Raw genomic sequence first — 24,540 nt, 5'->3', positions numbered from 1 at the left:
TGCGTGTACCCGGGTCCTGGTCATCGATCGAAGCCCACACATGCGCAGCTCGCCTGTGGAGGCCACTACCGATCACCGAGCGACCGGGGTACGGGACGGTGCCGATTCTACGCCCGTGGCCCCACCGGGGCGAAAACCCGCGCGGAGAACGCGACGGACCCCGCACCGTACGGTGCGGGGTCCGGATGTGCGCTGCCGCGGGCGGAGGCCCGGGCGAGTGGGCTCAGCGGCGCAGGCCGAGGCGCTTGATGAGCGCGCGGTAGCGCTCGATGTCGACCTTCTGGAGGTAGCCGAGCATGCGGCGACGCTGGCCGACGAGGAGGAGCAGGCCACGACGCGAGTGGTGGTCGTGCTTGTGCTCCTTGAAGTGCTCGGTGAGGTCGGCGATACGCTTGGTCAGCACGGCGACCTGGACCTCCGGAGACCCGGTGTCGCCCTCGTGCGTGGCGTATTCCTTGATGATTTCCTGCTTGACCTTGGGATCGAGGGCCATGTGCATCTCCTTGAGGTTCCGTTGCGCGGCGCCCCGACCTCGTGTCGGAGCACTGTGGGACCGCGGCCGATCGCAAAAACGGCAGAGTCCAGCCTAACACGGGTGTCGAGCACCCCCGTGGGCTCAGGCCTCGAGGACCTCCATGACCTCGGTCACGTCCTGATGCATGCGTTCGACGAGGGCCTCCATCCCGGTGAAGGTCACCTGCCCCCGGATCCGCGCGACGAACTGCAGCGTCATCGTCGACCCGTAGACGTCGAACCCGGCGAAGTCGACACCGATCGCGTGCGCCTCGACACGGCGCTCGTGCCCGTCGAAGGTGGGGTTCGTCCCCACGGACACGGCCGCCGGGAACCGCCCGGCGGTCCCGGTGAAGGACACCCACCCGGCGTACACCCCGTCGGCGGGGACCATGCCCTCGCCGGCCGGCGACAGGTTGGCGGTGGGGAAACCCATCTCGCGGCCGCGGGCGTCACCGTGGACGACCTCACCGACGAGCGTGTGCGGTTCACCCAGCAGCTGCGCGGCCCGGGCCACCTCACCCGCGGCGACGAGACCCCGGATCTCGGTGGAGGACCAGCGGTGCCCCTCCCCCACCTCGTCGATGACGTCGACCTCGAGATCGTGCTCGGCGGCGAGCTCCTGGAGCGTGTGCAGGTCACCGGAGTTGTCGGTTCCGAACCGGACGTCCGCCCCGACCGCCACGTAGCGGGCGCCCAACCGACCGATGAGGAAGTCGACGACGAACTCCCGCGGCGTCTGGGCCGCGAAGTCGAGCGTGTAGTGCTGGACGAGCACCGCGTCGATCCCGGTCGCCGCCATCCGCGAGGTCTTCACCACCGGCCCGGAGATCGTCGCCGGGGCGTCACCCGGACGGTGGACCTGCAGGGGGTGCGGGTCGAAGGTGATGGCCAGGGAGCGCAGTCCCCGGGCGCGCGCGGCGCGGGCGAGCGTGCCGAGCACGGCCCGGTGCCCCAGGTGCACGCCGTCGAAGTTGCCGAGTGTCACCGCGGTCGGGCCGAGGTCAGCGGGGATGGCCCCGACGTCCCGGAAAACGTCCACGCTCGTCCTTCCCGCCCCGTCCCGGGGCCTGTCGTCCGCTGCTCGCACGATCGTCAAGAGTACACCTCACCGATGCCGGGCTGGGCGTGGGCCGATCGATCCCCCACCGGGGATCAGGCGCCGATCCATGTCGCGGACTTGCATCCGCCACCGCGGCGTTCGAGCACCGCGACGAGCTCCTCGGTGCCGTCCGCACGGGTGTGCACGCCCGCCCACAGGTCCCGGTCGGACTTCGGCCCGCGGTATCCGGCCGGCACTTCGGCTGCCGGACGCACCGTCTTCCCCTGCCCGATCGCCAGCGCCTCGCCCTCGTCGAGTGCCACCGCGGGCATGACGGCGCGGGCCGCGGCGGCAAGAGGCAGCAGGTCCGGGGCGGGCGCCTCGGCGGGGGCTTCCGCTCCCGAGGTGCCGCGGGCCGGGACACCGTCGGTGTTCTTCTCCGGCCAGGGCGGAAGGGCGAGGGTGTCCGCGACCGCGTAGGGACCGACGCGGGTGCGGCGCAGAGCGGTGAGGTGCCCGTGGACGTCGAGCGCCCGGCCGAGGTCACGGGCGAGTGCCCTGATGTACGTGCCCGACGTGCAGGACACCTCGACGTCGAGGTCGATGTGACCGGCCGCGAGGTCGGTGCGGAGGCCGTCGACGCGGAACTCGCGGACGGTGACGGGGCGCGCCTTCAGCTCGACGTCCTCGCCGGCCCGGACCCGGGCGTAGGAGCGCTTGCCGTCGACCTTGATCGCGGAGACCGCGCTGGGCACCTGCGCGATGTCACCGGTGAGTGCCGCGACCTGCCGGTCGACGTCGGCACGCGTGACGGCGGCGAGTGCCGCGGGGTCCGCGAAGGTGTCCGGCGCGGAGTCGGCGTCGTCCGTCGGCGTCGAGGACCCCAACCGGATGGTCGCCGTGTAGGTCTTGTCGAGGCCGACGAGGTGGGTCAGCAGCTTGGTCCCACGTCCGATCCCGAGGACGAGGACGCCGGTGGCCATCGGGTCGAGGGTGCCCGCGTGGCCGACCTTCTTCGTCCCGCACCACTTGCGGACCCGGGAGACGACGCCGTGCGAGCTCATGCCCGCGGGCTTGTCGACGAGGAGAAGGCCCTGGGGGTCGGGGCGCGCGGTCGTGGTGTCGGTCCTGGGAGTCATGCGGGCGATACGTCCGTCCTCGTCACGGGGTGGATCGGTGCCTGAACGCACCGACTGCGGCACCGGAGAACGGTACCGCAGTCGAGGACACCGGCGGTGCGGGAGTGCCGTCACAGCAAGGCGGAGGAGCGAAGACGTACGTGGGTTTGGTACTTCGAGCGACGACAACGCAGCTGTGGCGGTGCTCCCGTGCCGCCGGTCAGTGCACCGAGACGTGGACGTGGTCGTAGTGGTTTGCCGTGGCGCCACCGCGGTCGGACATGCCGGACCATCCGCCGCCCGGGTAGGCGATGGCCTGCTCCCAGATCACGTACTTGATGCCGAGCTCGGAGGCGTTGTCGAGCACGAACTCGGCGATCGCGTCACCGGTGGAGCCGGTGATCATGATGTCGACCGCGTGACCCGTGTGGTGGTCGGACCCCGGGTCGTTGCGCACGCCGCCGTAGGAGGAGACCTCGGGGAACTCGGCGCAGACCGCGCGGTAGACCTTCTGTGCGTTCGTCGAGATGCTCGACTCGATGGAGGACGAGACGGAGCAGGGGGCGTTCGAGACACCGCCGGACTCGCGGGCCGCGGACCGGTCGGAGGTCGCGCCGATGGCCTCACGGTCCTCGGTCATCTGCTCGCGTTCCTCGGCCTCGGCGGCCTCCTCCGCAGCGGCGAGGGCCTCCTCGTCGATCTCGACGGAGGTCTCGACCGAGCCCTTCTCGCTGTCCTTCTCGTCCTCGGTAACGGGAGCGGAGTCGGCGACGAGCGTGGCGATCTCGGGAGCGGCGGTCTCCTCGACGGCCGAGGCGGTCGCCGTGGCCTGCGGACCCTCGGGCACCGGTTGGGCCGTCACGGTCCCGGTCGACGGGGACAGCCCGACGGCACCGGCGACGATCGCGGCGGTCGCGGCCGCCGGGAGGGCGATGGCGGCGACCATGGGGCGACGGCGGACGGTCCGGAGCACACCGGTCGCGGTGGTCACCTGCTCGCTGTCGCCGGCGGCGGAGTAGCCGACCGCGGCGGCCTTCGCGGCGCGCCTGGCGCGGCGGGCGGCGAGCTCGTCACGGGCGCGGGCCCGCAGCTCCTCCTGCTCGATCCGCTCGCGCCGGGTCAGTCCGTCGACGACGGCACTGCGCGCAGAGGCGGACGTGGTGTCCCGGTGTGCCTCGGTGCGGCCTGACCGGTCGGCGCGGTCCGCGGAGCCCGCGAGGCCACGCAGCACACCTGCGGCACCGGCCTTCCACGAAGCCCGGTGATCCGAATGCTTTCCCACAGTCGTTCGTTCCTTGTCGTCGACGTCCGATACCGGCATCCACCCGCCGTGATCGTTCTGTTACCGCTACGAGCATACGGGTCCAGCCCAATATGACAAAACGGTCACGGAAAGATCACGGTGTCGTCATATGGCCGCCGCCACCGCGTCGGTGCGCCGTCACACGGAAAACCCCCGGTGAGACGGGCGTGCCGTCCCACCGGGGGTCACCCGGGGTGATCTTCCTCATGCGGGGTCGATATCAGGACCCGGAGGTGTCGTCCTGGTGGTCTCGGGGCTTGCGGTACGGGTCGGCCTCGCCGGCCGGGGCCGCGCCCTCGGCCAGGGCTGCCACCTCGGCGTCGCGACGGGCCGCCTCGGCGAGCTTGGCGTCGAGCTCCGCGGCCGCCTGCGGCACGGAGTCGGCGACGAACTCGAGCGTGGGTGTCAGGCGGATCTGCAGACCCTTGCCGACCTCCGAGCGGATGAGCCCGGCCGAGGACTGCAGGGCCGCGGCGGTCGCCGCGTGCTGCTCCTCGTCGCCGAAGACGGTGTAGAACACCGTCGCGTTCTGCAGGTCGCCGGTCACCCGGACCTCGGTGACGGTGATGAACCCCAGTCGGGGGTCCTTGACGCGCCGCTCCAAGGTGCGGGCGACGATGACCTGGATGCGGTCCGCGATCTTGCGGGCGCGTGTGGGATCAGCCATGTGCCTCTCCTGTCTCCTCCACGCACGCCCCGCCGGTGGGCGGGAGGTGTGTGGTCAGCTTATGTGATTCTCGTCGGTGGAACGGGCACGGGCCCGGGTCGCGAGCGAGGACGTGCCTCGTCGTGACCCGGGCCCGTGCCGGTGGAGTCCGCGCATCAGTCGCGCGGCTTCTCCTGCATCTCGAAGGTCTCGATCATGTCGCCCTCGCGGATGTCGTTGTACGAGCCCAGGCCGATACCGCACTCGAAGCCCTCGCGGACCTCGGTCGCATCGTCCTTGAACCGCTTGAGCGATTCCACCGTGAGGTTGTCGCCGATGACGACGCCCTCGCGGGTGATCCGCGCCTTGGAGTTCCTCTTGATGAGGCCGTCGCGGACGATCGAACCGGCGATGTTGCCGAACTTGGAGGAGCGGAAGACCTCGCGGATCTCCGCAGAGCCCGTGTGGACCTCCTCGAACTCCGGCTTGAGCATGCCCTTGAGAGCGTTCTCGATGTCGTCGATCGCGTCGTAGATGACCGAGTAGTACCGGACGTCCACACCCTCGCGGTCGGCGAGGTCGCGGGCGTTGGCCTCCGGACGGACGTTGAAGCCGATGACGATCGCGTTGTCGACCGTCGCCAGGTTGATGTCGTTCTGCGTGATCGCACCGACGCCGCGGTGGATGATGCGCAGGTCGACCTCGTCGCCGACGTCGATCTTGAGCAGCGAGTCCTCGAGGGCCTCGACCGCACCGGACACGTCGCCCTTGAGGACCAGGTTGAGCATGTCGACCTTGCCCTCCTCGAGGGCCTTCGTGAAGTCCTCGAGGCTGATCCGCTTGCGGGTCCGGGCCTGGAGGGCCGCACGCTCGTTGGCGTCACGCTTCTCCGCGATCTGACGGGCGGTGCGCTCGTCGTCGGTCACGAGGAAGGAGTCACCGGCCCGCGGCACGCTCGAGAGGCCGAGCACGAGGACCGGACGGGACGGGCCCGCCTCGTCCAGCGTGTTGCCGTACTCGTCGAACATCGCCCGGACACGGCCGTGCGCGGAACCGCACACGATCGCATCACCCTTGCGCAGCGTGCCGGACTCGACGAGGACCGTCGCGGTGGCACCGCGACCCTTGTCGAGCTTCGCCTCGATGGCGATACCGACGGCCGCCTTGTTCGGGTTGGCCTTGAGGTCGAGGGCCGCGTCCGTGGTGAGCAGGACGGCCTCGAGCAGGTCCTCGATACCCATGCGCTTGAGCGCGGAGATCTCGACGAACATGGTCTCGCCGCCGTACGCCTCGGCCACGAGGTTGTACTCGGTGAGCTGCTGCATCACCTTCTGGGGGTTCGCACCCTCCTTGTCGACCTTGTTGACCGCCACGACCACGGGCACACCGGCGGCCTGCGCGTGGTTGAGGGCCTCGATCGTCTGGGGCATGACACCGTCGTCGGCGGCGACCACGAGGATCGCCACGTCGGTCGCGTCGGCACCGCGGGCACGCATGGCGGTGAACGCCTCGTGACCCGGGGTGTCGAGGAAGGTGATGTTCCGTTCCTCGCCCTCGTGCGCCACCGACACCTGGTAGGCACCGATGTGCTGGGTGATGCCGCCGGCCTCCTTGGCCACGACGTTCTCCGATCGGATGGCGTCGAGCAGCTTGGTCTTGCCGTGGTCGACGTGACCCATGACGGTGACGACCGGGGAGCGGGGCTCCAGGTCCTCGGCGTCCTCGTCGGCCTCGAGGTCGATGTCGAAGGACTCGAGGATCTCGCGGTCCTCGTCCTCCGGCGAGACGATCTCGATCTTGTAGCCGAGCTCCTCGCCGAGCACCGCGAAGGTGTCCTCGTCGAGGGACTGCGTGATCGTGGCCATCTCACCGAGGTGGAACAGCACCGTCACGAGGTTCGTCGGATCCGTGTTGATCTTCTCGGCGAAGTCGGCCAGGGAGGCACCGCGGCGCAGACGCAGCGGGGTCGACCCGTCACCACGGGGGACCTTGACGCCGCCGACCGACGGCGCCTGCATCTGCTCGAGCTCCTGGCGCTTGGCCCTCTTCGACTTGCGTCCCTTCTTCTTGGGACCGCCGCGTCCGAAGGCACCCTGCGTACCGCCGCGCCCGCGGCCGGAACCGCGACCGCCACCGGCGGGACGACCGGCAGCACCGGCAGGGCCACCGGGTCCGCCACCGGGACGTCCACCGCCACCGGGACGACCGCCGGAGCGGCCGGGTGCCGGCTTGTTGAGCGCCGAGTTCTTGAGCATCGCCGGGTTGGGACGCGGTGCGCCGGGACGCGGACCGCCCGAACCCGCACCGGGCTTGGGTGCGCCACCCGGGCGCGGTGCGCCGGGCTTGGGCCCACCGGGACGCGGGCCGGCCTCGCCACCGGGCTTCGGACCACCGGGCTTGGGGCCGCCACCGGGCTTCTGACCCGGCTTCGGCATGCCCTGCGAGGTCGCGAAGGGGTTGTTGCCGGGACGACCGCTGCCACCACGACCCTTGCCGGACTTACCGGAGGGCTTGGGCATCCCCTGCGAGGTCGCGAAGGGGTTGTTGCCGGGACGACCGCTGCCACCACGACCCTTGCCGGACTTACCGGAGGGCTTGGGCATCCCCTGCGAGGTCGCGAAGGGGTTGTTGCCGGGACGACCGCTGCCACCACGACCCTTGCCGGGAGCACCCGGCTTGGGCGCGGCACCGGGCTTCGGGGCCGGGGCACCGGGCTTGGGTGCGGCGGGTGCCGGCGTGGCGGCCGGGCCCGGGGTCGGAGCCGCGGCCGGCTTTGCGGCGCCGGGCTTCGGCGCGCCACCGGGCTTGGCACCGGAGGGCTTGGCACCGGGTGCCGGACGCTTCTCGGCGGCCGGGGCGGGCGCCTCGGGAGCGGCCTTCGGGGTCCGGGAGGCCGGGGCCTTGGGGCCGGGCTTCGGACCCGGTGCACCGGGCTTGGGGCCCGGCTTCGCACCGGGCTTGGGGGCGGACTTGGCCGCGGAGTCGCCGGATCCGGTCGATCCGTAGGACTCCTTCAGCTTCCGCACCACGGGTGCTTCGACGGTCGACGACGCCGAGCGGACGAATTCGCCCATGCTCTGCAGTTTCGCCAGGACGTCCTTGCTTGTTGTGCCGAGCTCCTTGGCGAGCTCATGGACACGGGGCTTTGCCACTTCTCTCCTGTCCGGGCCCCCTCCGGACAGGAAGGGACCCACTATGGGTGAACAGCGTTCATCTCACTGCTCACGACCGATGCTGGTGGGCGTCATCTCAGGACGCTCACTGGTCGGTTTCCATGTCGATCTACCCGCTTTCCGCTGATGAACGGATGTTCGAGGGTGCCTCGGGCACCGGAAGTCCCGGTGCCCTCAGAGCCCTCGTGAAGGCATTCTTCTTGCGAGCGATGTTCCAACACCGCTCGGTGGGATGGACCCATGCTCCCCGTCCGGGGAGTGCACGGCGTCCGTCCACGACGATGCGGCGGGTCTCCCCGTCCGCTGCGTCCGGCCCCGGTCGCGTCACGACGACGCGAATCAGTTCCGAGCGCACACCGGTCCTCCGACAACCGACACAGGTCCGCACGGGACCGGTCGACCCGGGTGTCACCGACCTGTCGTCGGACACCCCGTTCGCAGAAGACACGCCCTCCAGTCTACAGCACCACCCCTGCCCACCGGGCACCACCCGGACGTGGCCAGGGACACGTCCGCAGGCGCCTCGACCGCAGGTGAGGCCCGTCGCGGCGGTGAACTCGGCGAAAGGATCAGCCGGCGACGATGTCGATCTTCCACCCGGTGAGCTTGGCGGCCAGGCGGGCGTTCTGGCCCTCCTTGCCGATCGCCAGCGAGAGCTGGTCGGCGGGCACCGTGGCCCGGGCCGACTGCTCGGCGGCGTCGAGGATCTCGACCTTGAGGACCTTCGCCGGCGACAGCGCGTTGGCGATGAAGCGGGCGGGGTCCTCGTGGTGGTCGACGATGTCGATCTTCTCCTCGCCGAGCTCGTTCATCACGGCGCGCACGCGCGACCCGAGTTCGCCGATGCAGGCGCCCTTCGCGTTGACGCCGGACACGGTCGCGGCGACGGCCATCTTCGTGCGGTGGCCGGCCTCGCGGGCGAGCGACACGATCTCGACGGTGCCGTCGGCCACCTCGGGCGCCTCGAGGGCGAAAAGACTGCGGACGAGGTTGGGGTGGGAGCGGGAGACCGTCACGGACGGGCCCTTCATGCCCCGCGACACCTCCGTGACGTAGACGCGCATGCGGCGTCCGTGGGGGTAGGTCTCGCCGGGGACCTGCTCGTGCTCGGGAAGGTTGGCCTCGACCTCGCCGACGTCCACCTGCACGTTGCGGTCGTCCCGTCCCTGCTGGACGGTGCCGGAGAGGATCTCGCCCTCGCGGTCCTTGAAGGTGCCGAGCACGGCGTCATCCTCGACGTCGCGCAGGCGCTGGTGGATGACGTTGCGCGCGGTCATCGCCGCGATTCGACCGAACCCGTCCGGGGTGTCCTCGAACTCGCCGATGGGGTTGTCGTCGTTGTCGAACTCGACGGCGAGGATCCGGACCCTGCCGGTCTTCGTGTCGACCTCCGCCCGGGCGTCCTGCCAGGCCCCGTCGGTCCGGTGGTACGCGGAGAGCAGTGCCTGTTCGATGAGGGACACGAGGGTGTCGAACGGGATGTCCCGCTCGGTCTCGATCATCCGCAGTGCCTTGAGGTCGATGTCCATCGGAAGAGCCGTCCCATCTGGCCGGTGTGGCGATTGAGTTGTCGGTGGTCGGCCCGCCGGGTGGGTGGACGAGGACGGTCCGTACACCCGGGGGTCCGTTCCACTGTACCGGCGCGCGGGGTCAACGGAAGGAGACGACGACCTCCGCGTGATCGATCGCATCGAAGGCGAGGTCCACCGTGGCCTCCGGCTTCGCGGAGCGGACGGTGATGCCGGTGTCCGACACCGCCGTGAGTTCGCCACGGACCTTGCCGTCCTTGGCCTTCATGCCCGCCCGGCGGATCTCGACGGTCCGCCCGACCACCCGCCGGAAGTGGCGCGGCTGCGTGAGCGGACGTTCGGCTCCGGGACTCGTGACCTCCAGGTCGTAGGGCTTGTCGCCGAACAGGGGTTCCGGGTCGAGGACCTCGGACACGACCCGGGTGGCCTCGCCGATGAGGTCGAGCGAGACCGGCTCGGTGGAGGTGTCGTCGGCCAGGTCGACCGTGATGGTCAGGGTCCGCCGCGTCCCCGCGGCCACCGGCTTCACGTCCTCGACCAGCAGGCCGATCTCCTCCAGCGGTCCGGTGATCAGTGCGTGGATCGGTGCGGCTTCCTGCGCCATGGTGTCGGTGTCCTCCCGGCTCGTTCACGTGTACTCCCCCAGCCTAGAGGGCGGTGTCAGCTCTGGAATCTCGGTCGGTGAGAGGTTCCCCGGGACCGGCTCGGTGCCAACTCTGACATCTCGATCGCGGAGAGATCCCCTCCTCCCAGGGGACCGGCCCGGTGCCAACCCTGCAACCTGCATCGCGGGAGCATAACAGTAGGATGACGACATGCTCTCCGGACGTCGTCACCAGGCCTCACGGCGCACGGTGCTCGGTACCGCTGCGTCCCTGGCGCTCGTCCTGCTCGGGGGTTGTTCCCTCCGAGACGTGCGGATCGACACGCCGCCCACTGTGCCGGAACTCCGCCCGGCCGACCGCCTGCGCAATGCCGCGGCCGTCGTCCTCGCTCGGACGTATCCCACGGTCGACGGCCCCGGTGGTGCTCCCGCCACCACGGGCAGGGACGGGTCCGTCCTCGACGACCCGGACGCCGTGCTCGACACCCTGCGCGCCGCGATCGGCCCCGTCTGGGAACCCCCGGTCGATCCCCGTGCCGAGGAACCCGTCGTCGACGCCGTCCCCGTCGAACCGTTCGGTCTCCTCGACGGCCTCGCCGAACTGGCGACCGTGCTCCTCGACGCCTGGGACGACACCGACGCGTTCCTGGGCCCCGTCCTCGGCGACGTCCTGCTCGCCTCCCTCCTCGTCCTCACCCGGGCGGAGGCGGCGGGGACCGGCGAGCTCGTCGCGCGCCTGTCGACGGTGCCGGCAGGCACCTCAGGAGCGCCGACCACGTCCGACTCCCCGGCGCCCACCGCGGCCGAGGCGCCCGACCCGCTGACGGCCCTGTCCACCCACGTCGAGGCCTGCTTCCGCGCCTCCTACGCCTACGAGGCCCTGGCCGTCCGTACCGAGGTCGACACTCCCCGGGGCACCCGGGCCCGGGAGCGCGTGTCCGAACTCTCACGGGCCGCCGAGGACGCCGCCGCTCTGCTCACCGATCTCGGCGGGACGGTCCCGGCCGATCGACCCGTCTGGCAGGTCCCGGAGGACGCGGCCTCGGCACCCGCCGAGGCGGCCCGCCGCGTCGAGGCGGACCTGTGGGCGAGTGCCCTCCCGCTGCTCGGCGGCCCGGTCAGTGCCCACGCGCTCGGTTTCCTCTGGACCTCGACCCTCACTCACCGGGTCTTCGGCGGCGACCGCCTGCTGCGTTCCGAGGTGCACGACACGGCCACGACTCCCACGGCCGGCGCCTCGCCGTCGTCGGGGGCCCCGACCCCGTCCTCCGGCAGTTCTTCCACCGGCCCCGGGGGTGAGGGCTGATGGAGATCCCCCGCGTCCTGTTCAACTCCGTGGCCGAGGTCAACGGCGAGGACCGAGCCCGCGCCTGGGAGGGTGCGCTCGACTTCATGTACGCCGAGCTCGTCGACCGCTGGGACCTCCGACCGGACCCGGTGCCCGGCTCCCCCTGGGCGGGGATGGAGTCGCTCGTCGTCCCGGTGCTCACCCGGGAGGGTTACCGCGCGATCCTCCGGTTCGCCTCACCCAACCGGGACAACCCGCAGGTCCACCACCAGGTGCTCCGTGCACTGCGGGCCTGGGACGGGCACGGTGCCGTCCGCGTCGTCGAGGAGGACTCCTCCTTCCGCGCCACCCTCCAGGAGAGGCTGCGCAGCGGGGTCGACCTCTCCACCCGTCCGCTCGCCGAGGTGCCCGCCATCTGGGGACAGCTCTCCCGTTCGCTGCGGGTGACCGGGGGTGACGGGTTCGTCCGGGTGCAGGACATCGCGGCCCGGTTCGTAGAACGCCTGCCGGAACGGGCGGCCCTCCTCCGGGACTTCACCGAGTTCCGTCACTCGGACGCGCGGATCCTCGACATCGCCCGCGCCTGGGGCGAGCAGTTGGCCGCCTCCCCCGAGCGCACGCTGCTGCACGCGGACCTGCACTACTACAACATCCTCGCCGGCAATCCGGGACCGGACGGTCTGGCGACCTGGAAGGCGATCGACCCCCAGCCGCTCACGGGTCCTCCCGCCTACACAGTCGCCCCGGTCCTGTGGAACCGACTCGCGGAGATCCCCGTCCGGGGTCCGGCGGCCCAGGCGGCCTGGCTGCGGGCCTTCGCGACCGACCTGTGCCGCCACGCCGAGATCGACCCCCAGTACGGGATGGGCGCCGCGGTCGTCCGCGAGGTCGAGAACATGTTCTGGTACCTGCGGGCGGCGGGCTCCGCACGCGCCGCAGGTGACTCCACCGGCGCCGAGCGGTCCACCGGGGACGCCGCCCGGTCCCTCTGGGTCGTCCGGGCGCTCACCGGCAGTGACACCCACGGCACCGACGCCCACCGCCTCAAACCGCTGGGCTGAGCTGAACGCCGCCCAGGCTACGAAAACGAGTGTGCGCAGAATGGCGCCGGACGGGGTCCGAAACGCCGATCTGCGCACACTCGAATTACAGGATCAGCGGGAAGCCTTCGCCTCCGCGTACTTCGCGTCGACGGCGGCCAGGGTGCGCTCGACCGCCTCGTCGACGGGCAGGTCGGTGCTCTCGCCGGTGGCGCGGTCGCGCAGCTCGACGGTTCCCTCGGCCAGGCCGCGCCCGACGACGAGGACCGTCGGGATGCCCAGCAGCTCAGCGTCCCCGAACTTCACACCGGGGCTCGCCTTCTTGCGGTCGTCGAGGAGGACGGTGAGGCCATGGGACTCCAACTCGGTGGCGAACTCCTCCGCCTTCGCGAGGATCTCCTCGCCCTTGCCGGTGGCGACGAGATGGACGTCGGCCGGAGCCAGGTGCTGAGGCCAGACGAGACCACGGTCGTCGTGGTTCGCCTCGGCGATGCAGCCCATGATCCGGCTCACGCCGATGCCGTAGGAGCCCATCGTCACGACGCGCTGCTTGCCGTTGGGGTCGAGGACGCGGAGGCCGAGCGCCTCGGCGTAGCGCTGACCGAGCTGGAAGATCTGGCCGATCTCGACGCCGCGGGCGAGCTCGAGCGGGCCGGAGCCGTCCGGAGCGGCGTCGCCCTCGCGGATCGCGGAGGCCTCGACGTAGCCGTCGGCCGTGAAGTCGCGGCCCTTGACGAGGTCGAAGACGTGGAGGCCGACGGAGTTCGCGCCGGTGATCCAGCGGGTGCCCTCACCGACGCGGGGGTCGACCAGGTACCGGATGCCGGTGACGGAGTCGAGGCCGAAGATCTGCTCGTCGACGGACAGACCGGGACCCATGTACCCCTTGACGAGGTGCGGGTTCTGGCGGATGTCCTCGTCGGTGGCGAGTTCGACGGCGAGTTCACCGACACCGAGGGAGCCGGACCCGACGGCGCGACCGAGCGCGATCTCGCGGTCACCCGGGATGCCGATGAGCACGAGCTCCCGCTCGCCCTCGGGGTGGGTGACGGCGACGAGGATGTTCTTGAGCGTGTCCGCGGCCGTCCAGGGACGGTCCTCGCGGGGGTACATCTCGTTGGCGGCGTCGACGAGGGTGTCGATCGTCGGCGTGTCGGGGGTGACGCGCACCTGCGCCTCGGGCTGGCCCTCGAAGGGCACGGGGTCCGGGACGGGGGTGGTGACGGCCTCGACGTTCGCGGTGTAGCCGCCGGGCGAACGGACGAAGGTGTCCTCGCCGATCTCGCTGGGGTGCAGGAACTCCTCCGAGTGGGAGCCGCCCATGGCGCCGGCGGTCGCCTGCACCGTCACGTACTCGATGCCCAGGCGATCGAAGATCGTGACGTAGGCCTGCCGCATGTTCTCGTAGGAGGCGGCCAGTCCCTCCTCGTCGATGTCGAAGGAGTAGGCGTCCTTCATGACGAACTCGCGGCCGCGCAGGATGCCGGCGCGGGGGCGGGCCTCGTCCCGGTACTTGGTCTGCACCTGGAAGATGTTGAGCGGCAGGTCCTTGTACGAGTTGTACAGGTCCTTGACGAGGAGGGTGAAGACCTCCTCGTGCGTGGGGGCCAGGACGTAGTCGTTGCCCTTGCGGTCGAGGAGGCGGAACATGTCGTCGCCGTAGTCCTGCCAGCGGTGGGTCTCCTGGTAGGGCTCCGCGGGCAGCAGCGAGGGGAAGTGGACCTCCTGCGAGCCGGCGGCCTCCATCTCCTCACGGACGATCGCCTCGATGTTGCGCAGGACCTTGAGCCCCAACGGCAGCCACGTGTAGATGCCCGGGGCGGACCGGCGGATGTACCCGGCACGGTGGAGCAGCTTGTGGCTGTCCACCTCGGCGTCGGCCGGGTCCTCCTTGAGAGTGCGCACGAACAGCGTCGACATCCGCATGGGCATGGACTGGCCTCCTGACGGGGGAATCTCCCGCGCGCCCGTGGGCGGGCGTCGCGTATTCACCGATGATTTCCTGGCGTGGAATTACCGGGGAACTGTATCACCTGGCGGACCCCTCCGCTGACCGCCTTCTCCCCCGTCATTCCGCGGCACGAGGCGCCTGCCGGGGCCCTCTCCACGCCGGGTCGGGTGCCACGTAAGATCCGGGGCATGCCGGAAGTGAGTACCGACACCTCGCAGACCCAACGGATCGACACCTGGCTGTGGTGCGTCCGCCTGTTCCGCACCCGTTCGGCGGCGACCGCCGCGGTCCGGGGCGGCCACGTGCGGGTCGACGACTCCCCCGTCAAGGCGGCGACGAAGGTGTCGATCGGGCAGACGGTGCGGGTGCGCCGGCCGGGACACCTGGAGAGGATCCTCGTCGTCCGTGGGTTCCTGCCCAGCCGCGGAGGCGCCCCGCTCGCCGTGCAGTGCTACGAGGACCGCACCCCGGAGCCGGACCCCGTCCTGCGGGCCCCGGTCCCCCGGCGCGAGAAGGGGATGGGCCGTCCGACCAAGAAGGACCGCCGTGCGCTCGACCGCCTCCGCGGACGCGACTCGCACTAATACATGACTGTGGCGAAGGTGCCGATCTGGGAGTACCCGGCGCGGTCGTAGGTGCGGCGGGCCCGGTCGTTGTAGTCGTTGACGTAGAGCGAGACGACCGGACTCACGTTCTCCTTCACCCAGTCCGTGACCGCGACCATCGCCGGAGCACTGATGCCCCGGCCCCGGAAGTCCGGGTGCACCCACACGCCCTGGATCTGGACGGCGGCCTCGGAGCGGATGCCGAGGTCGGCCTTGAAGACCACCTGGGAGGGCGCCTCGGGAGCGGGCCAGGGACGGATGGTGTCCCCGAAGGGACCCGTCGTCGAGGTGAAGAGCAGGGTGCTGTCGGTCTGCAGGAGCGACTGCACGCGGGAGCGGTAGCCGGAGGCGCCGCGTTCGACGGGTGAGAACCCGACCTCCTCGGTGAACATCTCGACGGAGGCCGCGAAGGCCGCCGGGAGGTCCGCGGGTGTGCCGAGGCGCACCCGCGGATCGGGTGCGACGGCGGGCGCGCGGTCGGCGACGAGCAGCGGCTGCGAGGCGCGGACCCCGCGCGGGGCGCCCCACCGCAGCCGGGCGTGCAGGTCGAGGATCGCCGGGGCGTCACCGATGAGGGAGCAGGAGAACCGCCCACGGGTGTTGAGCCAGCGGGCGGCCGCCTCGTTCGAGGCCGGCGTCGGGTCGACCGCCATGATCGACGACCCCAGCCAGTAGGCGGCGACGGGACGCCCGGACTCGAAGTACCCGTAGAGTGTGCCCACCGAGGACGACACCCGGGCCGTGCCCGTGATCCGCAGCAGGCTGTGCAGGAAGGCGTGGCGCGCGGGGTCCCGGTCGATGCGGGAACGCAGCCAGTCGGTGTGCTCGGCCTGGAGGGGGTGGAGAGTCATCGGGGTCGGTGGGCGACCGGCGGTGGCGGGCACCGCCGGGGCGTCAGGAGACGACGACCTCGGCGGGGCCGGAGGGCGCGTCCATCTCCTCGGCGAGCTTCATGGCCTCGTCGATGAGGGTCTCGACGATCTGGCTCTCGGGAACGGTCCGCACGACCTCACCCTTGATGAAGATCTGGCCCTTGCCGTTGCCCGAGGCGACACCGAGGTCGGCCTCGCGGGCCTCGCCGGGACCGTTGACGACGCATCCCATGACGGCCACGCGCAGCGGGACCTCCAGGCCCTCGAGGCCGGCGGTCACCTTGTCGGCGAGCGTGTACACGTCGACCTGGGCACGACCGCAGGACGGGCAGGAGACGATCTCCAGGCGGCGCGGCTTGAGGTTGAGCGACTCCAGGATCTGGGTGCCGACCTTGATCTCCTCGACCGGTGGGGCGGACAGGGAGACCCGGATCGTGTCACCGATGCCCTGGGACAGCAGCGCCCCGAAGGCGGTCGCGGACTTGATGGTGCCCTGGAAGGCGGGGCCCGCCTCGGTGACGCCCAGGTGCAGCGGCCAGTCGCCGCGTTCGGCCAGCAGTTCATAGGCCCGGACCATGACGACCGGGTCGTTGTGCTTCACCGAGATCTTGAAGTCGTGGAAGTCGTGCTCCTCGAACAGCGAGGCCTCCCAGACGGCGGACTCCACGAGCGCCTCCGGTGTCGCCTTGCCGTACTTCTCCATGATCCGCTTGTCGAGGGACCCGGCGTTCACACCGATCCGCAGGGACACACCCGCGGCCTCGGCCTCCTTGGCGATCTGTCCGACCTGGTCGTCGAACTTGCGGATGTTGCCCGGGTTCACGCGGACGGCGGCACAGCCGGCCTCGATCGCCTTGTAGACGTACTTGGGCTGGAAGTGGATGTCGGCGATCACCGGGATCTGGCTCTTCTGCGCGATGGCGGGCAGCGCCTCCGCGTCGTCGGCGCTCGGGCAGGCCACCCGCACGATGTCACAGCCGGCCGCTGTGAGCTCCGCGATCTGCTGGAGCGTGGCGTTGATGTCCGTCGTCTTCGTCGTCGTCATCGACTGGACGCTGATGGGCGACTCCGAGCCGACGCCCACGGACCCGACCTTGATCTGACGGGTCGTGCGCCGCGGGGCGAGCACGGGCGGCGGGGCGGCGGGCATTCCGAGGTTGACCGAGGTCACGAGTTTCCCTTCGACGAGCAGGCGGGCACGCGTGCCCACTGACCGTGACCAATCCTAGTCCCGCCCGACTGGACGATCACTGCGAGCCCCCTATGACCCACCTCTCCCCTGATCCGCGACTTCGAGTGTTCGAAGCCGGATCGAGTGTTCGCAGATCCCCGATTCCGGCCCGCCGGACCTGTGATCCGCGAACACTCGATGGCGTTTCGAACACTCGATGTGTCAGTCCGCGGGGAGCTCCGCGTGTTCGACCCCGGTGTCCCCGGCCCGCCGCCGCACCACCTGCAGGGCGATGACGATAGCGGCGAGCACGAGGCCGCCGATGGAGACGAGGATGTGCGGGAAGACGAGCATGACGCCGGCGATCACGAGGACCGCGGACTCCCACTTCCGGTTGCGGGCGACGAAGAACCCGGCGGCTCCGGCGGCGAGGATGGTCATGCCGACGAGCACCGTGACGAAGATCTGCGCGAAGCCGAGGACGCCGCCGTCGGCCTGGAACAGCAGGTCCGGGTCGATGACGAAGACGAACGGCACGAGGAAGCCCGCGATGGCGATCCGGACGGCGGTGACGCCGGAGCGCATGGGGTTCGACTTCGCGATGCCGCTGGCCGCGTAGGCCGCCAGGCAGACCGGCGGGGTGATGTCGGCGAGCAGGCCGAAGTAGAACACGAACATGTGGGCCGCGAGGACCGGCACACCGAAGTCGGTGATGAGGATGGGTGCGGCGACCGAGGCGGTGACGACGTAGTTGGCCGTCGTCGGCAGACCCATGCCGAGGACGATGCAGGCGATCATCGTGAACAGCAGGACGAGGTAGAAGTTGCCCTGCGCGATGTCGACGATGCCGCCGGAGAGGCGACCGCCGAGGCCCGTCGAGGTGACGACACCGGCGACGATACCCGCGGTCGCACAGGCGGCGATGACGGGCAGGGCCACGCGGGCACCGGACTCGAGGACGTCGATCCAGCCGCGCAGGCCCAGGCGGGTGTTCTTGGCGAAGAAGCTGAGGATCACCGCGACGACGATGCCCCAGAGAGCGGCGTTGGCCGGGGTGCGGCCGGACATGAGCAGCCAGATGATGGTCGCGAGCGGGACGAGCATGTAGAAGCGCAGGGCCAGGTACTTCCAGGTGGGAAGCTGCGCGAGCGGGATGCCCTTGATGCCGAACCGCTTGGCCTCGTAGTGCACCGCGACCATGACGCCGGCGAAGTAGAGGAAGGCCGGGACGACCGCGACGAGGATGATCGTCGAGTACGGGACCGCGGTGTACTCGGCCATGATGAAGACGGCCGCACCCATGATGGGCGGCATGATCTGTCCACCGGTCGAGGCGGTCGCCTCCGTGGCGGCGGCGAAGTGCGGGCGGAAGCCCACCTTCTTCATCATCGGGATGGTGAAGGAACCGGACGCCACGGTGTTCGCGACCGAGGAGCCCGTGACGGTGCCCTGCAGCGCCGAGGCGACGACCGCGGCCTTGGCCGGGCCACCGGTGTACTTACCGGTGAGACGGAAGGCCAAGGAGTTGAAGTACCCGCCGATGTCCGTCTTCACGAGGATGACACCGAAGACGAGGAACAGGAAGACGAAGGTCGAGGACACCTGGATGGGGGTGCCGAAGATCGCCCGCGAGGTGTAGAAGGACTGCTGGACGACGTTCTCCCAGGTCGAGCCCGCGTGCCGGAGGAACGGCGAGTATCCGCCGAGCCACCAGTAGAGCATCGCGATGATCGCGATGATGACGATCGGCAGACCGACGCACCGTCGGGTGCCCTCGAGCAGGAGGAGGATCGCGACGAGGGCGACGACCGTGTCGAGGTCGCTGTAGCCGAAGAGCTGGACGTCGAGACCCTGGAGCGAGGAGTAGTTGAGCACGATGTACGCCGAGCAGCCCATGGCCGCGAACGACAGGATCGTGTCGATCCCGAGGCCCGCGTAGTACATGGTCTTCGTCGTCGTCTTCCGCAGGCTGAACTTCTTGTTCACCGGGTAGAGCATGAAGACGAGACCCATGGCACCACCGACGTGGATGGCGCCCTGGATGAGCGTCGGCCGGGAGCCCGCGAGTGCCGTCCAGATCTGGAAGGCGGTGAGTCCGAGGGCGAGCACGAAGACGGCGATCCGCCAGGGACCGAGCTCCGAGTCGAGCCGGAAGCGCGCCGCGGCATCGTGTTCGCGGAGGACCTGCTCCGCCTCGTGTTCGGCCTCGGAGGTGTCGAGCACGTCGACGCCGAGAACGTCACCGTCGTGGGAGTGGTCGACCTTCTGCGTGCCCTCGTCCCGGGCTCCGTCGCGTGCCGAGCCGCTGCCGTGAGCCTTGTCCGCGGCACTGTCGTGCGTGGGTTTCATCCTGTGTCCTTCTCCTGGTGCACCACTGTGCCGACCGGCCCGCGCGCAGATGCGGCGGGGCGGTCGGCACAGGGAACGATCACGGGTGGGTTTCCCCGTGGAGAACGTGTCCTCGAGGGGAGGATTCCGGTCGGGCCGTTCAGGCCCGACCGGTGCGGATCAGAGGAGTCCCTGCTCCTCGAAGTACTTCTGGGCGCCCGGGTGCAGCGGGACCTCACCCTGGCCCATGAGGGCTTCCTCGAGGTTGATGAGATCGCCCTGTGCCAGCGAGATCTCACCGGAGCGCTCGAAGATGGCCTTCGTGATCTCGTAACCCTGGTCCTCCGACACGGCGGAGTTCGAGGCGACGACCGAGGCGAAGACGGACACCGTGAGGGTGTCCTCCTCGACGAAGTCGTAGGTGCCGGCCGGGATCGTGTAGGGCTCGAATGCCGTGGTCTCGGCGATCGCGTCCGCGGCCTCCTGGGACAGCGGGAGCACCTGGACGTCCGAGGTGGCGGCGAGCTCCGAGAGGGCGGCGGCCGGGACACCGAGGATCTCGATGGAGGCGTCGAGGTTGCCGTCCTGCATGAGGGTGCGCGCGTCGGCGAAGCCCTCCTCGTAGGCCTCGAAGTCGGTGATGCCGTACTCGTCCAGGATCGCCTCGGCGACGGCGCGGGCACCGGAGCCCGGGGCACCGATCGCCACACGCTTGCCGGCGAGGTCCTCGATGGACTCGATACCGCTGTCGGCCATGGTGATGACCTGCGCGGCCTCCGGGTAGAGCTTGCCGATCCAGCCGATCTCGCTCATGTCGGCGTCGAGGTCGGCGAACTGGCCGGTGCCGGTGACGGCCTCGACGGCCGTATTGTTCTGGGTCAACGCGATCTGGGCGTCACCGCGGGCGATGCGGCCCAGGTTGTCGACGGAACCGTCGGATTCGACGGCGTTGACCGTCACGCCCTCGATGTTGTCGTTGAAGATGTTCGCGTACTCGTTGGCGAGCGGGTAGTAGACACCGCCGGTGCCACCCGAGGCGAAGGTGAAGTCACCCGAGCCGCCGCCGGAACCGGCGTCGCCGGATCCGCCGTCGGAGCAGGCGGTGAGGGCGAGAGCAGCAGCGGCGACGAGGGCGCCGACGCGTCCGATACGACCGATTTTCATGATGAGGTCTCCTGTGATGGGGCCGTGCCCGCAACCGTGCGCACCGTGACGGCCGCGCTGGTGGTCCGGGCGGAACAACCGGGCAATACTGGCAGATTCGATGGGGATGGTCACTTCCAGTGGCTCATATCACACGGACGTGTGAGTGATCCGAGTCCCCTGCGTGGGTCCGAGAGTACCCTCATGAGGCCTTTTGCGCACGGAAAGCGCCCGTTCGTCGCCGGTTCGTGACCTCATTCGGCGAAGAGCCGGACCGGTTCGAACAGGTCGACCCACACGAGCAGGGCCGTCATGCACAGCATGAGGCCGACCATCACGTAGGTGAGAGGCAGCAGGCGGGCGGTGTCGAAGGGCCCGGTGGTGCCGGACCCCCGCCACAGGTTGATCCGTCGCCGGGCGCCCTCGTAGAGCCCGACCGCGATGTGCCCGCCGTCGAGCGGCAGGAGCGGCACCATGTTGAAGGCGAAGAGGAAGAGGTTGAGGCCCCCGAGGAGACTCAGCCCCGTGCTCGCCTTCTCGACGAGGTCGAGCTGGTCGGTGCTCACCACCTCACCGGCGATCCGCCCGACACCCACGACACCGATCGCGCCCTCCGGGTCCCGTTCCTCGTCGGTGAAGGCCACCCGGCCGACGTCGACGAGTTTCTGGGGCAGGGTGAGCAGGGCGTGGAAGGTCTGGGTGATCATCCCCCACATCTCGCCGGGGAACTCCCGGGCCGGGATCCCCCGGTACTCCTGGGCCGCCTGGATCCCCAGGAAACCGGTGATCTCGGTGGCGGGCTCGGTCCGCTCCTCGTCGGTGTAGACGACGAATCCGTCCTCGTCGGTCACCACCCGTTCGGTCTCCATGACGGGGACGTCGAAGGTGAGTTCCTCCCCGCCGCGGTCGACGACGACGGGCACCGTCGTCCCGGCCGCCTCCTCGACGGTGCTCCCCAGGGTGTCCCAGTCGGGGATCGGCACTCCGTCGATCGCGGTGATCCGGTCACCCGGTTCGATCCCGACCTCCCAGGCCGGGGTGCGGGGGTCGTCGGCGGTGCAGTCGCGGTCCGCCTCGGAGGCGGGGACCGCGCACTCGACGACCGTCTGGACGGTCGGTGTCGGGGTGAGCACCCCGATCCCCATGAGGACGACGGCCATGATCCCGATGCCGAGGACGAGATTGACGAGCGGGCCGCCGAACATGACGACCAGGCGCTTGGGCACGCTGAGTGCGTAGAAGGTCCGGTGCTCCTCACCGGGTGCGATCTGTTCGTTCGAGTACTCCCGGGCATCGGCCATCGCCCGGGAGAAGAAGCCCCGACCACGGCTGCGCGCACCGGTGACCTCCTCGGGCGGGTACATACCGGGCATCGCGATGTACCCACCGAGGGGCAGGAGTTTGACACCGTACTCGGTGTCCCCCTTGCGCCGCGAGAACAGGGTCGGCCCGAATCCCACCATGTACTGGGTGACCTTCACCCCGAACCGCTTGGCCGGGACCAGGTGCCCGAGCTCGTGGAGCGCGATCGAGACCCCGATGCCGACGAGGAAGAGGAGGACCCCGAGCAGGTAGAGCGCGGTCGTCATCCCCTCTCCCCCGCGGTCCGATCGCCGGCGATCCGGGCGCGGGTCGCGGACCGTGCGGCCGCGTCGGCGGCGAGGACCGCGTCGAGGTCCAGGCCGGTGGTGACGACCGTGTGTTCCTGCAGGGCCGCGTCGATGCCCTCCGCGATGTCGGTGAAACGGATGTGGCCGGCATGGAAGGCCTCGACGAGCACCTCGTTCGCGGCGTTGTAGACCGCCGGTGCCGTCCCGCCGGCCCGGCCCGCCGCATAGGCGAGGCCGAGGGCCGGGAAGGCCTGCCCGTCGACGGGTTCGAAGGTCCACGTCGAGCGCGCGGTCCAGTCGTTCGCGGCCGCCGCACCGGCGATCCGCTCCGTGGCCCCGGCGTGGTCGGTGCCCAGCGCGTAGGCGATCGGCAGGCGCATGTCCGGCGGAGAGACCTGGGCGATCGTCGACCCGTCGTGGAACTCGACCATCGAGTGGATCTGGCTCTGCGGGTGGACGACGACGTCGATCCGGTCGTAGTCGACGTCGAAGAGCAGGTGCGCCTCGATGACTTCGAGCCCCTTGTTCACGAGCGTCGCCGAGTTCGTCGTGATGACGAGACCCATGTCCCAGGTCGGGTGGACGAGGGCCTGCGCCGGGGTCACCGCCGCCAGTTCTTCCCGGCCCATCCCGCGGAAGGGACCACCGGAGGCGGTGACGACGAGGCGGGAGACCTCCCGCTCGTGCCCGGCCCGCAGGGCCTGGGCGATCGCCGAGTGCTCACTGTCGACCGGGACGAGCCGGGCGTCGTTCCGCACGGCGGTCTCCAGCACGACCGGTCCGCCGACGATGAGGGACTCCTTGTTCGCCAGCGCCACGTCGGAACCGGCCTCCAGAGCGGCGAGTGTGTCGGTGAGACCCACCGCCCCGGTGACCGCATTGAGGACGACCTCGGCACCGGCCGCGGCCACCCGCTCGCCCGCCCGTGGGCCGAGCTCGATCCGTTCGACCCGGTCGGGCAGGCCGAGTTCCCGCGCGTGGTCGGCGAGCAGTCGGCGCACCTCAACCTCGCCACCGTCCGGTGGGGTCGACAGCCCGATGACCCGGGCCCCCGTCCTGATCGATTGTTCGGTGAGAAGTCTCACATTGGCGCCCGCGGTGAGGCCCAGGACGTCGAACATCCCGGGGTTCGCGAGGACCAGATCGAGCGTCTGGGTACCGACGGAGCCTGTGGCCCCCATTACAATGACAGAGCGTGCATTCACGGTGTCCGAGTCTGCCACTGTTCCCCGGCAGTTCGGTGTACACCGTGCGGAGCCCCTCGAGACCCCGCGCACCGGTGCCGGAACCCGTTCGGTCGACCTCGCGTCGGCCGCGGTCCGTAGGCCACGGGTGATGTGCACCGGCGAAGACGAATCGACGACGAAAGCAGTTTCTACGATGAGTTCTGTGCTCACTCCCGACCAGATCCTCGGGATCGACTCCGTGTTCGAGTCCGACGACCTCGAATGGGCCGGCATCGTCCGCAAGTGGCTGGACGAGAACGTCCGCGAGAAGATCGGTGACTGGTACATCGAGGGCGACATCCCTGCACGCGAGCTGGCCGAGGGCCTCGGCGAGCTGGGCGTGCTCGGCATGCACCTGGAGGGCTACGGCTGCGGCGGCGCGACCGCCACCCAGTACGGCCTCGCCTGCCGCGAGCTGGAGGCGATCGACTCCGGCCTGCGCTCCCTCGTGTCCGTCCAGGGCTCGCTGGCCATGTTCGCCATCCACCGCTGGGGCTCCGAGGACCAGAAGAACGAATGGCTGCCCCGCATGGCACAGGGCAAGGCCATCGGCTGCTTCGGCCTCACCGAGCCCGATGTCGGCTCCGACCCCTCCGGCATGCGCACCGTCGCCCGCAAGGACGGCTCCGACTGGATCCTCAACGGCTCGAAGATGTGGATCACCAACTCGCCGGTCGCCGACGTCGCCGTCGTGTGGGCGAAGACCGAGGAGCTCGACGCCAAGGGCAAGCCCGTGATCCGCGGCTTCGTCGTCCCCACCGACACCCCCGGCGTCGAGACCCCGAAGATCCAGCGCAAGATCTCCCTGCGTGCCTCGATCACCGGTGAGATCGTGCTCGACAACGTGCGACTCCCCGAGTCGGCCATGCTCCCGGAGGCCAAGGGCCTGCGCGGACCGCTGTCCTGCCTCTCGGAGGCCCGTTTCGGCATCGTCTTCGGTGTCACGGGTGCCGCCCGCGACGCTCTGGAGTCGGCGCTGGAGTACACCGGCACCCGCATCCAGTTCGACCGTCCGCTCTCGAGCTTCCAGATCTCCCAGCAGAAGCTCGCCAAGGCCTTCGGTCAGTACGCCCAGATCACCCTCACCGCCGCGCACATCGGCAGGATGAAGGACGAGAAGGGGGTCATGCCCGAGCAGATCTCGCTGGGCAAGATGGTGACGGTCGACACCGCCATGAACATCTGCCGCGACCTCCGCGCCCTGTTCGGCGGCTCCGGCATCACGAGCGAGTACTCGCCGCTGCGTCACGCCGTCAACCTCGAGACCGTCCTCACCTACGAGGGCACCCACGAGGTCCACCAGCTCACGCTGGGCCGTGCGATGACCGGCATCAACGCCTTCGCCAACTGAGGCCGAGCGGGCCCGCGGGTCCGCACA

20 protein-coding genes are annotated in these 24,540 nt (G+C 70.1%); 4 read left to right on the top strand and 16 right to left on the bottom strand.

The features are described 5' to 3' along the window. Nucleotides 1-223: 223 nt before the first annotated feature. From rpsO to rimP, 9 genes are all read right to left on the bottom strand, one after another. Entirely contained in the window at nt 224-493 is a 270-nt protein-coding gene (gene rpsO / locus AAD496_RS05425) for a 30S ribosomal protein S15 (RefSeq protein ID WP_349827637.1), read from the bottom strand. Between the two features lie 123 nt (nt 494-616). Next, a complete protein-coding gene (locus AAD496_RS05420) occupies nt 617-1,555 on the bottom strand; it encodes a bifunctional riboflavin kinase/FAD synthetase (protein ID WP_349827636.1) in 939 nt (312 codons plus the stop codon). Between the two features lie 113 nt (nt 1,556-1,668). Then, complete coding sequence (gene truB, locus AAD496_RS05415) at nt 1,669-2,694, bottom strand: tRNA pseudouridine(55) synthase TruB (protein WP_349827635.1); 1,026 nt, start codon at nt 2,692-2,694, stop codon at nt 1,669-1,671. Between the two features lie 199 nt (nt 2,695-2,893). Further along, entirely contained in the window at nt 2,894-3,955 is a 1,062-nt protein-coding gene (locus AAD496_RS05410; protein WP_349827634.1) for a VldE C-terminal domain-containing protein, read from the bottom strand. A 241-nt stretch (nt 3,956-4,196) separates the two neighbouring features. Continuing rightward, entirely contained in the window at nt 4,197-4,643 is a 447-nt protein-coding gene (gene rbfA, locus AAD496_RS05405) for a 30S ribosome-binding factor RbfA (protein WP_349827633.1), read from the bottom strand. A gap of 155 nt (nt 4,644-4,798) precedes the next feature. Then, nucleotides 4,799-7,774, bottom strand: coding sequence for a translation initiation factor IF-2 (gene infB / locus AAD496_RS05400; RefSeq protein ID WP_349827632.1), 2,976 nt, complete (start codon nt 7,772-7,774; stop codon nt 4,799-4,801). Between the two features lie 130 nt (nt 7,775-7,904). Then, nucleotides 7,905-8,183, bottom strand: coding sequence for a YlxR family protein (locus AAD496_RS05395; protein WP_349827680.1), 279 nt, complete (start codon nt 8,181-8,183; stop codon nt 7,905-7,907). 181 nt (nt 8,184-8,364) lie between these two features. Further along, entirely contained in the window at nt 8,365-9,324 is a 960-nt protein-coding gene (gene nusA / locus AAD496_RS05390) for a transcription termination factor NusA (RefSeq protein WP_349827631.1), read from the bottom strand. A gap of 121 nt (nt 9,325-9,445) precedes the next feature. After that, complete coding sequence (rimP, locus tag AAD496_RS05385; RefSeq protein ID WP_349827630.1) at nt 9,446-9,928, bottom strand: ribosome maturation factor RimP; 483 nt, start codon at nt 9,926-9,928, stop codon at nt 9,446-9,448. Between the two features lie 211 nt (nt 9,929-10,139). On the opposite strand from rimP, the gene AAD496_RS05380 reads away from it, so the two are divergent. Beyond that, nucleotides 10,140-11,234: a hypothetical protein gene (locus tag AAD496_RS05380; protein ID WP_349827629.1), complete on the top strand. Its 1,095-nt coding sequence runs from the start codon at nt 10,140-10,142 to the stop codon at nt 11,232-11,234. Next, nucleotides 11,234-12,277: an aminoglycoside phosphotransferase family protein gene (locus tag AAD496_RS05375; RefSeq protein ID WP_349827628.1), complete on the top strand. Its 1,044-nt coding sequence runs from the start codon at nt 11,234-11,236 to the stop codon at nt 12,275-12,277. The genes AAD496_RS05380 and AAD496_RS05375 overlap by 1 nt, the downstream gene beginning before the upstream one ends. 93 nt (nt 12,278-12,370) lie before the next feature. Here AAD496_RS05375 and AAD496_RS05370 read toward each other — a convergent pair whose 3' ends face one another. Beyond that, nucleotides 12,371-14,188: a proline--tRNA ligase gene (locus tag AAD496_RS05370; RefSeq protein WP_349827627.1), complete on the bottom strand. Its 1,818-nt coding sequence runs from the start codon at nt 14,186-14,188 to the stop codon at nt 12,371-12,373. A gap of 207 nt (nt 14,189-14,395) precedes the next feature. On the opposite strand from AAD496_RS05370, the gene AAD496_RS05365 reads away from it, so the two are divergent. Then, on the top strand, nt 14,396-14,791 hold the full coding sequence (locus AAD496_RS05365) for an RNA-binding S4 domain-containing protein (protein ID WP_349827626.1): 396 nt from the start codon (nt 14,396-14,398) through the stop codon (nt 14,789-14,791). Here AAD496_RS05365 and AAD496_RS05360 read toward each other — a convergent pair. From AAD496_RS05360 to dxr, 6 genes are all read right to left on the bottom strand, one after another. Then, on the bottom strand, nt 14,788-15,663 hold the full coding sequence (locus AAD496_RS05360) for a GNAT family N-acetyltransferase (protein WP_349827625.1): 876 nt from the start codon (nt 15,661-15,663) through the stop codon (nt 14,788-14,790). The genes AAD496_RS05365 and AAD496_RS05360 overlap by 4 nt on opposite strands. A 43-nt stretch (nt 15,664-15,706) precedes the next feature. Continuing rightward, entirely contained in the window at nt 15,707-16,855 is a 1,149-nt protein-coding gene (ispG, locus tag AAD496_RS05355) for a flavodoxin-dependent (E)-4-hydroxy-3-methylbut-2-enyl-diphosphate synthase (RefSeq protein WP_349827679.1), read from the bottom strand. Nucleotides 16,856-17,077: 222 nt separating this feature from the next. Then, nucleotides 17,078-19,204, bottom strand: coding sequence for a TRAP transporter permease (locus tag AAD496_RS05350; RefSeq protein ID WP_349827624.1), 2,127 nt, complete (start codon nt 19,202-19,204; stop codon nt 17,078-17,080). Nucleotides 19,205-19,363: 159 nt separating this feature from the next. Continuing rightward, a complete protein-coding gene (locus AAD496_RS05345) occupies nt 19,364-20,347 on the bottom strand; it encodes a TAXI family TRAP transporter solute-binding subunit (protein WP_349827623.1) in 984 nt (327 codons plus the stop codon). 233 nt (nt 20,348-20,580) lie between these two features. Next, nucleotides 20,581-21,915 carry a M50 family metallopeptidase gene (locus AAD496_RS05340; RefSeq protein WP_349827622.1) on the bottom strand — a complete coding sequence of 445 codons (1,335 nt, stop codon included), beginning with the start codon at nt 21,913-21,915 and terminating at the stop codon, nt 20,581-20,583. Next, entirely contained in the window at nt 21,912-23,141 is a 1,230-nt protein-coding gene (gene dxr, locus AAD496_RS05335; protein ID WP_349827621.1) for a 1-deoxy-D-xylulose-5-phosphate reductoisomerase, read from the bottom strand. Before dxr ends, AAD496_RS05340 begins: the two co-directional genes overlap by 4 nt. A 175-nt stretch (nt 23,142-23,316) precedes the next feature. On the opposite strand from dxr, the gene AAD496_RS05330 reads away from it, so the two are divergent. After that, nucleotides 23,317-24,513: an acyl-CoA dehydrogenase family protein gene (locus AAD496_RS05330; RefSeq protein WP_349827620.1), complete on the top strand. Its 1,197-nt coding sequence runs from the start codon at nt 23,317-23,319 to the stop codon at nt 24,511-24,513. Nucleotides 24,514-24,540: the final 27 nt, after the last annotated feature.

Source organism: Brevibacterium litoralis (assembly GCF_040212315.1).
Taxonomy (GTDB): domain Bacteria; phylum Actinomycetota; class Actinomycetes; order Actinomycetales; family Brevibacteriaceae; genus Brevibacterium; species Brevibacterium litoralis.
The sequence above is the reverse complement of the archived record's forward strand: the minus strand, read 5'-3'. Positions and strand labels throughout refer to the sequence as shown.

Coding starts and splice junctions, on each gene's coding strand:
- truB (WP_349827635.1), bottom strand. CDS start 2,694: ATGACTCCCAGGACCGACACCACGACCGCGCGCCCCGACCCCCAGGGC.
- AAD496_RS05350 (WP_349827624.1), bottom strand. CDS start 19,204: ATGAAACCCACGCACGACAGTGCCGCGGACAAGGCTCACGGCAGCGGC.
- AAD496_RS05380 (WP_349827629.1), top strand. CDS start 10,140: ATGCTCTCCGGACGTCGTCACCAGGCCTCACGGCGCACGGTGCTCGGT.
- AAD496_RS05340 (WP_349827622.1), bottom strand. CDS start 21,915: ATGACGACCGCGCTCTACCTGCTCGGGGTCCTCCTCTTCCTCGTCGGC.
- rbfA (WP_349827633.1), bottom strand. CDS start 4,643: ATGGCTGATCCCACACGCGCCCGCAAGATCGCGGACCGCATCCAGGTC.
- AAD496_RS05345 (WP_349827623.1), bottom strand. CDS start 20,347: ATGAAAATCGGTCGTATCGGACGCGTCGGCGCCCTCGTCGCCGCTGCT.
- rimP (WP_349827630.1), bottom strand. CDS start 9,928: ATGGCGCAGGAAGCCGCACCGATCCACGCACTGATCACCGGACCGCTG.
- AAD496_RS05375 (WP_349827628.1), top strand. CDS start 11,234: ATGGAGATCCCCCGCGTCCTGTTCAACTCCGTGGCCGAGGTCAACGGC.
- nusA (WP_349827631.1), bottom strand. CDS start 9,324: ATGGACATCGACCTCAAGGCACTGCGGATGATCGAGACCGAGCGGGAC.
- rpsO (WP_349827637.1), bottom strand. CDS start 493: ATGGCCCTCGATCCCAAGGTCAAGCAGGAAATCATCAAGGAATACGCC.
- AAD496_RS05365 (WP_349827626.1), top strand. CDS start 14,396: ATGCCGGAAGTGAGTACCGACACCTCGCAGACCCAACGGATCGACACC.
- AAD496_RS05330 (WP_349827620.1), top strand. CDS start 23,317: ATGAGTTCTGTGCTCACTCCCGACCAGATCCTCGGGATCGACTCCGTG.
- AAD496_RS05360 (WP_349827625.1), bottom strand. CDS start 15,663: ATGACTCTCCACCCCCTCCAGGCCGAGCACACCGACTGGCTGCGTTCC.
- AAD496_RS05370 (WP_349827627.1), bottom strand. CDS start 14,188: ATGCCCATGCGGATGTCGACGCTGTTCGTGCGCACTCTCAAGGAGGAC.